Source organism: Methanocalculus alkaliphilus, assembly GCF_024170505.1.
Classification (GTDB): domain Archaea; phylum Halobacteriota; class Methanomicrobia; order Methanomicrobiales; family Methanocorpusculaceae; genus Methanocalculus; species Methanocalculus alkaliphilus.
Map to the genome: position 1 here is coordinate 1 of NZ_JALJYG010000028.1, position 9,270 is coordinate 9,270.

8 protein-coding genes are annotated in these 9,270 nt (G+C 52.0%); 4 read left to right on the forward strand and 4 right to left on the reverse strand.

Annotated features, from left to right (window positions below):
• Positions 1-59 precede the first annotated feature (59 nt).
• The 4 genes from J2T58_RS10910 to J2T58_RS10925 form a co-directional block, all read right to left on the reverse strand.
• Positions 60-359 carry a hypothetical protein gene (locus J2T58_RS10910; protein WP_253489965.1) on the reverse strand — a complete coding sequence of 100 codons (300 nt, stop codon included), beginning with the start codon at positions 357-359 and terminating at the stop codon, positions 60-62.
• Positions 356-1,609, reverse strand: coding sequence for an AAA family ATPase (locus J2T58_RS10915; RefSeq protein WP_253489968.1), 1,254 nt, complete (start codon positions 1,607-1,609; stop codon positions 356-358). The genes J2T58_RS10910 and J2T58_RS10915 overlap by 4 nt, the downstream gene beginning before the upstream one ends.
• Before the next feature lie 226 nt (positions 1,610-1,835).
• Positions 1,836-1,997 (reverse strand): hypothetical protein, encoded by a 162-nt coding sequence (locus tag J2T58_RS10920; RefSeq protein ID WP_253489971.1) that lies wholly within the window; start codon positions 1,995-1,997, stop codon positions 1,836-1,838.
• A 261-nt stretch (positions 1,998-2,258) separates the two neighbouring features.
• Positions 2,259-3,392, reverse strand: a complete 1,134-nt coding sequence (locus J2T58_RS10925; RefSeq protein WP_253489973.1) for an ORC1-type DNA replication protein — start codon at positions 3,390-3,392, stop codon at positions 2,259-2,261.
• Between the two features lie 510 nt (positions 3,393-3,902).
• Here J2T58_RS10925 and J2T58_RS10930 point away from each other — a divergent pair.
• From J2T58_RS10930 to J2T58_RS10945, 4 genes are all read left to right on the forward strand, one after another.
• Positions 3,903-4,460, forward strand: a complete 558-nt coding sequence (locus J2T58_RS10930; RefSeq protein WP_253489976.1) for a hypothetical protein — start codon at positions 3,903-3,905, stop codon at positions 4,458-4,460.
• Between the two features lie 108 nt (positions 4,461-4,568).
• A complete protein-coding gene (locus J2T58_RS10935; protein WP_253489978.1) occupies positions 4,569-5,303 on the forward strand; it encodes a flavodoxin family protein in 735 nt (244 codons plus the stop codon).
• Between the two features lie 312 nt (positions 5,304-5,615).
• Entirely contained in the window at positions 5,616-8,747 is a 3,132-nt protein-coding gene (locus J2T58_RS10940; protein ID WP_253489980.1) for a DUF3427 domain-containing protein, read from the forward strand.
• A gap of 211 nt (positions 8,748-8,958) precedes the next feature.
• Complete coding sequence (locus J2T58_RS10945; protein WP_253489987.1) at positions 8,959-9,099, forward strand: hypothetical protein; 141 nt, start codon at positions 8,959-8,961, stop codon at positions 9,097-9,099.
• Positions 9,100-9,270: the final 171 nt, after the last annotated feature.

A 9,270-nucleotide genomic window follows, 5' to 3' on the forward strand; every position in this document is an offset into this window, starting at 1 on the left:
CCATACTGGCATTATATTTGTTTGTACATATAATTGTACTTTATGGTTTTTCAATATAATTAGGTGGTACTTTTACAAAGGGTTCGCAAAGTGAGTTCATCGGCACTTTTTCGCATTAGATCTGCCAGGGCATCCCCTCGCTCCTTGCGACTATGGCTTGCTTGAGAGATATGGTTACCAGTTTCGATGATGCTGGCAAGGGGAAGCACGAAAGTCGTCTTTTTCGTCAGCTCTTCATCAAGCTTTTGATTAACTCGCTGTTTGTCCCATTTGTCGAGATCGGGGCCGCAGGTACTCTTTCCCGGCACATCCAGCCAGACGCAGAGAATACTGGTATCGATAATCAGGACGCGCCTCATAATTCCCCGTCTCGCTTAAGGGCGGCTTCAATGCGGCCTTTGACAGATAAAGTCCCCAGGCTTCCACTGGCGATTAGTTTGGGCAACTGATCGATATCTTCCAGTTGGGTCAGGCGACTGAATCCTGTCGCATCATCACGATGAGCAACCACAATGAACGGCACCATTCCAACCCCCGCTGCATCCAGCAGGGCGGGGTTGTGGGTGGTAACCAGTACATCGATGTTTCGTTCCTTTCCCAGCGTTTTCAGCATCTCAACCAGAAGATGCGCCCGTGAAGGATGCAGTCCATTATCTACCTCTTCTATCACGAGCAGGCTACTTGGTTCGCGGGTCAGCAGGGCAGTGACAATGGCGAGATAACGCAGCGTTCCATCCGACATGCCCCGGGCATCCACCTCATGAGTGGGCTGGTTTTCCCAGCCTTCTTCGCAGTAAAGCATGGCATCGGTCTTGAATTTGCCGACGGGTTCGGTCCAGATGCGCTTGATATCGCGCTCAGGCAGATCCTTGAGATATCGGGTCAGCGTTTCTTCGACGATCTGTTTCCTATCCATTTCCAGGCCAGCTAATACACCGGCAATATTAGAACCATCCGTCAGCAATCTTTCAGATAGCGGGGTGTAATTACGCATATGGCTGGGAATGGGATCAAAGACAAAAATCTTCTGAAGCTGAGATAGCACCAGTTTCGTTCCTTCCACTATTTCTTTTCTTACATTCAATGTTTCGACTTGAGAAAGAATGATATTGGCACGGTTCAAATCATGACGTTTGCCGCGTCCTTGCGTTCCGGTGTAAAAGTAGGTGGGGATTCCAGGTGAGTTGGACTCTTCCTGTTTGGTCTGGAATAGCATCTGTTCTCTGGGATTTTCACTTCGGGGACGATATGTTAAAAGGGTAAGTTCTTCCGCATACACCTCAGCTTTGGTACCATTAACCAAAACAGTAAGGTCGTATCGATAATCCTGTCCTTCATTTTCACTGCCCAAAACAACTGAAATGGTGAATTGTTTTTCCGGCTTACGACAAATCCATTCGATGCCTCCACGCAGCGCAGGAAGATTCACATCTCCGGCGATAGCGGGGAAAATAGCAACACCCTGACTGACACGGTTAAGGAACAGAAGTGCATCCAGGCAATTCGATTTTCCGCTGGCATTGCTGCCAATTAATACGGTGAGCGGGTCAAGATAAAGAGTCGCCTCCTGGAAACTCTTCCAATTCATAAGCTTTAGCTCTTTTATCATAACTATTTCACTTTCCAAGGTTTATTCCGGGTCTGGGTACGATATGGGTCGCACACTTCCCCCACCGCACCTGCTTTTGTATGGTACAACGTCATCAATGACGGCAGTATTGATATATCCGATGATTCATTCAGGGAGTGCCTTCGATGCGTATGAGATCCGGGTAGTACCACATACAGAGAGAAGAATAGTGGTATCGTGAAATAGAAACCTGTCGTTACCATCATCAATACAACTCTTCCAGGTCTTTTTCGGCCAGATCAAGAATGAAGTCCTCAGGGGCAGTAAGTCTCGTTATTTTCTTGTATCGCTCTATTCCCCCATTCTCCAAAGGGTGACCCGGTTGGGTTGTTGTTTTTATGAGCGGCCTGTCTGCTTCTCCCGGCATAGCACCACTTCACGATAGATTATGAAAGCCGATCATATAATAGTGACCGCATCTGATTGATCTCATCAAAAATCACGTATCCAGCGAAGGTAGAATACAGGACCCGGTTTCAGCCCACTCGTAAAGCCAGCATCCCCTCGCAGAAATGATCCCTTCCCACCCAACATGCCATCTACATACGCGAATCTACAACTATGATCTCCCGTCTCCCCGTCCTGCTGATCGTACTCTTTTCTGTTGCGGGCTGCGTCTCTGACCCCCCTACCCCTCCATCCCCTTACAGATCCCCATCACCTCCTCCGCCTCGTACCGCAGCCGGATCTCGCTCGTCCTCCCCTTCCGCTGCCGGATTGAAAGCTCCAGAAGCCCGAGATGGGCAAGGGTCGTCAGCCGCTCGTAAAAGGTGGTATAGGAGATCTCCTCCCGGTCCCTGACCACGGCATAGACCTGGCCCGAGGTGGGGACCGGCCGCTCCGGGAGCGTTGCGATGATCGGGAGGATCCGCCGCTCCTTTGCGGAGAGGACCCGGATTGTCTCCTTCAGCCGGAAGAGCCGGGCATCCCCGGATGCAGAGATGATATCCTCCCTCTCAACGGATCGTCGCCCGGCCCGGTCGGCACTGAGGAGGGAGCGTCGGAGGAGGGCAAGGCCAACCCGGAGATCCGCTCCCTTCTGCGTCTCCGAGACGATGAGATCGAGCATCTCCGGGGAGATGGCATCCGGCAGGGCTGCCCCTTTGACCCGGTCACCGAGGATCGTCCGGATCTCATCCCCCGAGTACGGAGGGAAGAAGATCTCCTCAGGGAGGAGACCTGCATAGACGCTCCCATCGACGAGATCGGCAAGGTCGGTATCGGGGTCGCTCATGGTGAGGATGAGGCCGATCCGGCAGCCCGGATAATCGAGGTACATCCGGGTGAGGGAGGAGAGGATGGTGTTGCGGGCCCCTGCATGAGCGAGATGGCAGAGATCATCGAGGCAGACGAGGAGGACGATATCCCGGTCGATCATCACCCTCGCGATGGCGTCCATCAGCCGCCTGGCAGGGATCCCGGTCCTCGGCGGGGCATGGCCGAGGAGTTTTGTGTAGATTGTGCTGAAGACCAGATACGTCGTCTGGTCGGTCCTGCAGTTCACATAGACCGGGACGAGCCGTTTAGTTGTCTTTTCTATCTCAGTGAAGAGATGTTTCACCGTTGTGGTCTTCCCGGTTCCGGGGAGGCCCCGGCAGAGGGTGGTGACCGGCCGGAACCCATGGAGGCCGGGCCGGATCCGGAAGGCAAGCTCGGCAAGCTGCTTCTCCCGGAAATGCACTGCCTCCGGGGTATGGTCACAGTCAAGGATTGCAGCGTTTTTAAAGAGTGCCTGATTAGTAAGGATGAGCTCCTGCTTCATACCTATCAGAGATGATCATGGTGGATGTAAGGAAGAGCCGTGTGCAGGGTGTGAGTGTTTGTTCCGGTGATAAAGATTACCTGGAGATTCCTTTTTCCTCACCGGGAGAAGGGGAGCGGCGGAGACGAATCGGGATACCATGGGGGAGGAGGATATGATGGATCATCATGGTATGACGGATCATACTGATCCGGAAAACGTTCGAGCAGGTACTCTCCGGCGTACCCTCCGGGGATCGACCCCGCTCTCCGGATGAAAACAGATGGATCTCTCTTTGTCGCGGTGAGTATATATCCTTCTTCTGCAGCCCGAATGTGTCTTCGTCTCTTGTATTCTCCTCCTTCCTGATGATGGATCATACTCTGAAGAATGATCATACGCTGAAGGAGTACTAGAGACTTTTTCCGAGTGACCACCAGAAGAGCGGCCCCCATCCCCTGATCAGGTCGATGGAACACTCCCGAACCGCACGGTGAAGAGGGATTATCCCGGACAGTCTACCTTCTCTGCATGGAAGCGAGATATCACCATGACCCGGCGACTGAAGAGACGATCCCCCTCCCGCAGAAGGCCTGGACACCCCGGCGGCGGCACCGTGTCACCTTCAGCCTGGATCCATCCCTTGCCCTCCCCCTTGAGAAGTACCGGGCCGACGGGGGAAACCCGTCCCGGCTCGCCTCCCGCCTCCTCTGCCTCTACTTCGATGGCGAGATCGCCCAGCCCGGCAGGGAGGTGCACTTCTCCTATCTCCGGGACCAGATCGCAGAGAAGACCGCCGAGATCACCCGGCTCTCAACGCTTCTTGAGAAGGTGGAGCAGGAGGATGAGGAGGAGAAGAGGAAGGCCTTGGCGGTGAGAGACCGGCAGCGGGAGGCCATCAGGACGGAGTTTGCCGATGCCACCGCCCATCCCGCCCTCTGGAAGCGGAATATCCGGATGGACGGCCTCGATCCGGTGGACGTGATCCTCCGCCGGGCAGAGGCCCTCTCCGGGCGGATGGGGATACCGGCTGCTGCTGTCTGGAAGATGATGCAGGAGGCGATCCCGGAGGTGATGGAAGGGGTGTGAGCGGACGGAAAGGATTCGGTGAAGGGATTCTTCAACTATAATTTTATATGTCTCCTCGCATAATGGGTGCGCAACGAATCCCCGAGACAAGGGATTCGGGGAGGTTGTATGAAGATCGTTGCATTCAACGGGAGCCCCCATGCAGAAGCAAGCAATACGCATATTATTGTTGATGCTTTTCTTGCCGGGGCTAGGGACGGGGGTGCGGAAACAGAGAATATCTTCCTTGCCCATCGAACGATTGAACATTGCCAGGGGTGTTTCTCCTGCTGGTGGAATACTCCTGGAAAATGTATCATCTCCGATGATATGGATGAGCTACTGGATACCTACCTCTCTGCTGACTTTGTGATTTATGCAACACCACTGCACATGGACAATGTCTCAGGGATTATGAAGGACTTCTTTGATCGTCTCCTACCAACCGGTGATCCCCATTTTGAAAGAGATCCAAACGGCGAGGTCCGGCATGTCATGGGAAAGAAGCGGGATCCAGGATTTATTATGATCGCAAACTCCGGGTATCCGGAACAAAGTCATTTCCAGGTCCTTCGATTGCTTACCCAGAGGATGGCACGGAATTTTTTGACAGAATGTGTGGGGGAGATATACCGGGGTGGCGGCTCCCTGTTGCAGGATGATGAGATGAAACCGCTCATTGATGAGTACCGGGCTCTGGTCAGGAAGGCGGGGTTTGAGTTTGTCAAGGATGGAAAAATATCGTCGGATACCAGTCTCCTCCTCGAACAGCCATTAATTCCTGCCCCTGATTATGTTGATATCTTCATCAGGAATGTAAATGCCTATGTGGACCAGATGATCGCGAAGAATCAGGGAGCCTGAATTGTATCATCATCGGAAAGGAACGAGACTGAGATAATGGGGATGGTACCCTCCTGTTTGTACAAAGGCATTCGCCCGGATCAATCATATGCGAATATGGTGTACCCCACAGGGCAGCATCCTCCATCAACTCTATTTTATGAAGATCATATCATACACTTCTGTCGGGAGTGAGCTTATCACCTGTTAAAATGCCGGAGGTTGTTCCGTTGTCAGTATGTCGGAATGGATTATCTTGATCCCCTCCCTGCTGATGCCAATCTCCTCTTTTCAATAACAACAACTTTTTCATGATCACCACAGAATTGTAGTATGGATCCCGCCCCCGGCATCTACGAACAGCTCATCTATGAGCATCTCTCATCAAAGCTCAACCGACTCGATAGAGAAGGGAACGTGATCCAAAGAGAGAAGATAGAAAAATACGACTCACAGGCGATCCTCTCCCAATATCTCCACAAAACGATCCTTCGCACCCTTCGGATTGCAGATGAGAAGCATATTCCACTCGATAAGCAGGTCGCCTTCTGTAACGAGATCATCGGGCTCCTCTCCTCACAGATGAAGGGTGCTGCCACCGAACTTTGTACGATCACATCAGATGCAGAACTCCTTTTAGCTATTCAACAGGGTGGACGAACCGGAGATCGGATGCTCACCCGGCCCAGGACATCAATCGCTCAGAGCAGTCTCTTTACGGGGTCTCCGAATGAACCAAGCCTGGCAAATGAGTTCAAGCAGGAGATCCGATCATCAGATAGAATTGATCTCCTGATATCATTCATCAAATGGAGTGGAATCAGGCTCATCATCGATGATCTCCGCGACTTTGTACAGCGAGGCAATACCCTGCGGATCATTACCACATCCTATACGGGTGCAACCGATCTCAAGGCAATCGAAGAGCTCGCAAAACTCCCAAATACAGAGATTCGCATATCGTATGATACCGATAGAACGAGGCTCCATGCGAAGACCTATGCCTTCCATAGAAAGACCGGGTTCTCTACTGCGTATATCGGATCGGCAAACATCTCCAATCCCGCCATGACGAGCGGCCTCGAATGGAACGTCAAGGTGACCGAACAGGACTCAGTGGATATCATTCGAAAGATTGAGACCACCTTTGAGTCATATTGGCATTCTCCAGAGTTCATCCTCTACCAGCATGAGGAGCGGGACCGGCTGAGGCGTGCTCTCTCAAAAGAAACCTCAAAAGAGGCGACCCTCTATCCTGTCTTTGACATTCGGCCATATTACTTTCAAAAAGAGATTCTTGAGCGGCTCCAGGCTGAACGGCAGCTTCATGGAAACTATCGCAACCTGATCGTTGCTGCAACAGGTACAGGCAAGACCGTCATCTCGGCATTTGATTATAAGAACCAGATTCCAGATGATAGACAGTACCCCCGACTCCTCTTTGTCGCTCACCGGGAAGAGATCCTCAGGCAGAGCCTTCAGGTCTTCAGAGGGATCCTCCGGGACCCCAACTTCGGTGATCTCATGGTGGGAGGGAACCGGCCTTCAGAGATCGATCACCTCTTCGTCTCTATCCAGAGTTTCAACAGTACCAATCTCCCGGAGATGACGACACCTGACTATTATGATATGATCATCGTTGATGAGTTTCATCATGCTGCTGCCCCTTCGTACCAAGGGTTGCTCTCCTACTATACTCCACAGATTCTTGTCGGCCTCACCGCAACCCCGGAACGGATGGATGGCCTTGAAATCTTCAGATATTTTGGGGGGAAGATCACTGCCGAGATCCGGTTGGCCGAGGCGATCAACCGGAAACTGCTTGCACCGTTCCATTACTTTGGCGTCACCGATGTCGTCGATCTCGATGGCGTCTCATGGAAGCAGGGGAGATACGATGCCAGGGAACTCTCAAAACTCTATACCGCGTCCAGCCAACGGGTCGATCATATTATCCAGTCAATCGATCGGTATACGACAGATATCCGGGATATCATCGGGCTTGGATTTTGTGTATCCATCGAGCATGCAGAATATATGGCTGCATCCTTCCAGAAAGCCGGTATCCCGGCAGCAGCACTCCATAGCCAGAGTCCGAGAGAAGAGAGGCATTCTGTCCAGAGACGACTGGTCACAGGGGAGATCACCTTCATCTTCATCGTCGATCTCTACAATGAGGGCGTGGATATCCCGGAGGTCAACACCATCCTCTTCCTCCGACCGACCGAGAGCCTCACCGTCTTCCTCCAGCAGCTCGGTCGTGGGCTCCGCCTGATGGAAGGAAAGGAATGCCTGACGGTCCTTGACTTTGTTGGGCGGCATAATACCCGGTATCGGTTTGGAGAGAAGCTTCTTGCCCTCCTTTCACCAGGCGGCATGAACCTGCAGGCTCAGGTTCAGAGCAGTGCCTATCAGCTTCCAAAGGGATGCCACCTTCATCTCGAGAAGGTTGCTCAGGAGAGAATATTAGAGAACATCAAGGCGAATCTCCTGAATAAGCGGTACCTCATCGACCGGATCAAAGGATTTGAGATGGAGACGGGTAAGCCCCTCTCCTTTAGGCGGTTTCTGGAAGAGCATACACTCACACCAGATGATATCTATGCGAAAGGAACCTTTACACGCCTTGCCTCAGAAGCAGGTGTCTATCCAGAGAAGTACCTGAATGAGACTCTCTTCTCAAAGGTGGCTGCACGACGGCTCTCAACCATTGATTCTCCACTTGTTATTGACTGTATTCGATCATTTTTGCAGGATCCGGTTGCCTTCACAGATCGCCCCCTTACACCAATTGACGAGAAGATTATTGCCCTCTTCTACTACTCCCTCTATGATAGACAGATTACCGATCCCACTCTCTCATTACAGGAGATCTTCTCTGATATCCTCGACCATCGGGAGATCGCTGATGAGATTGATGATCTCCTGGGCTATACCTATGATCATATCGAGTTTCTTCCTGAACCGATTGCCAAAGAGTTTGAGAGCCCGCTTGAACTCCATTGCACTTACACCCGCGATCAGGCCTTTGCAGCTCTCGGCCACCATACCCTGACAGAACGGGCTGCTGCCGGGATGCGTGAAGGTGTTGTCTATCTTCGAGACCAGAAGATTGACATCTTCTTCATCACCCTGCAGAAGACCGAGGAGCTCTACTCGCCGACGACGATGTACAACGACTACGCGGTGACCGACACCCTCTTCCACTGGCAGTCCCAGAACGCTACCTCCGAAACATCCCCAGTCGGCCGCCGGTACATCGAGCATGAAGAGCATGGGACAAATGTACTCTTCTTCGTCCGGGAATTTTCGAAGAACGGCGGTATCACCCAGCCGTTCATCTTCCTTGGGACTGCCCGGTACATCTCCCATGAGGGGAGCAGGCCGATGAGCATCCTATGGGAGCTTGATCGCCCGATGCCACCGGGGCTGTTTCAGAAGGCGAATAAGGTGATGGTGGAGTAGGAAGCTGAAAAGAGACGTATTGGAACAGAAGCTGGTTTGCGCCATACCCTCTGAAGATACCAAACTCCCTCCCCAGAGAGGCTCTCTCTTGTTCTCAGTCGGTTATTAATAGATCCTATGAGAAGAGTAGCGTATCCGCGGGGTCGGTCTCTCCGGGATGAAAGGATGAACCGACCCCAGGGAAGAGATAATAAAGAGAGGGTGATACAGGATGGCAATGACAGTAAACTGGGGTGCAATGGGTATCGGAGCGGTACTAGCATTTCTGGTCGGGTGGTATATCTTCGGCCTGCTTGGGGCAGTTATTTTAGCTATCATTGTGATGATTCTGCTGGGACTCATCAAATTTTAAGAGGGTGGATGGATCTGCCGATCAGAAATGTATCGGACCCGCCCACTCCCACAATAGTCTTTTAAAGATAATTCAGGATAGGACTTACGCATAACCCTCCGAAAAAAATTTAGAGCGCATACTTTGGATCCTTTAGGTAGTCGGCGATAGCATTAGACTGGATCTCCCATT

Coding starts and splice junctions, on each gene's coding strand:
- J2T58_RS10915 (WP_253489968.1), bottom strand. CDS start 1,609: ATGATAAAAGAGCTAAAGCTTATGAATTGGAAGAGTTTCCAGGAGGCG.
- J2T58_RS10925 (WP_253489973.1), bottom strand. CDS start 3,392: ATGAAGCAGGAGCTCATCCTTACTAATCAGGCACTCTTTAAAAACGCT.
- J2T58_RS10910 (WP_253489965.1), bottom strand. CDS start 359: ATGAGGCGCGTCCTGATTATCGATACCAGTATTCTCTGCGTCTGGCTG.
- J2T58_RS10935 (WP_253489978.1), top strand. CDS start 4,569: ATGAAGATCGTTGCATTCAACGGGAGCCCCCATGCAGAAGCAAGCAAT.
- J2T58_RS10930 (WP_253489976.1), top strand. CDS start 3,903: ATGGAAGCGAGATATCACCATGACCCGGCGACTGAAGAGACGATCCCC.
- J2T58_RS10945 (WP_253489987.1), top strand. CDS start 8,959: ATGGCAATGACAGTAAACTGGGGTGCAATGGGTATCGGAGCGGTACTA.
- J2T58_RS10920 (WP_253489971.1), bottom strand. CDS start 1,997: ATGCCGGGAGAAGCAGACAGGCCGCTCATAAAAACAACAACCCAACCG.
- J2T58_RS10940 (WP_253489980.1), top strand. CDS start 5,616: ATGGATCCCGCCCCCGGCATCTACGAACAGCTCATCTATGAGCATCTC.